This window comes from Escherichia sp. TW14182 (assembly GCF_000208525.1).
Lineage (GTDB): Bacteria > Pseudomonadota > Gammaproteobacteria > Enterobacterales > Enterobacteriaceae > Escherichia > Escherichia ruysiae.
The window spans coordinates 1-777 of the sequence record NZ_AEJZ01000526.1; the positions used below are offsets into that span (position 1 = coordinate 1).

Sequence of the window (777 nt, forward strand, 5' to 3'; positions counted from 1 at the left end):
GATAAGACGCGACAGCGTCGCATCAGGCATCCACACATTGCCGGGTGGATATACCCCCCGGCAATCTTCAATTACTGATCCGCAGTCTTATCAAATTTGCCCAGCATTTCACGTTCGTAGGCCATCGCCTTTTTGCGGTCAAATTTGTGTTCCCACTTGGCAATGACCAGCACAGCCAGCGCGTTACCTACCACGTTCAGCGCGGTACGCGCCATGTCGAGGATACGGTCAACACCGGCAATAAACGCCAGACCTTCCAGCGGAATACCGACGCTACCCAGCGTTGCCAGCAGCACCACAAACGACACACCCGGCACGCCAGCAATCCCTTTCGAGGTCACCATCAGCGTCAGTACCAGAATGATTTCCTGCCAGATGGAAAGGTCAATGCCATACAACTGCGCGATGAAGATAGCGGCAATACTTTGATACAGCGTCGAACCATCAAGGTTAAAAGAGTAACCGGTCGGCACCACGAAGCTGGTGATCGACGCCGGTGCTCCGTAGGCTTCCATCTTCTCAATAATTCGCGGCAGTACGCTTTCAGAGCTGGCAGTGGAGTACGCCAGAATCAGCTCATCTTTCAGAATACGAATCAGGATCCAGACGCTTAACCCGCACAGGCGCGCCACAATTCCCAGCACTACCAGCGCGAAGAACAGAATGGCGAAATGCACCAGCAGCACCAGTTTCGCCAGTGGCCACAGAGAAGAGAAACCAAAGTTAGCCACCGTCACCGCAATCAGCGCAAACACACCCACCGGTGCATAACGCATC

Annotated in this window: 1 protein-coding gene; it reads right to left on the reverse strand. The window is 54.1% G+C overall.

The features are described 5' to 3' along the window. Window positions 1–71 precede the first annotated feature (71 nt). On the reverse strand, window positions 72–777 hold a 706-nt coding region (locus EQY_RS0123870), incomplete at its 5' end, for a cation:dicarboxylate symporter family transporter (protein ID WP_001268022.1).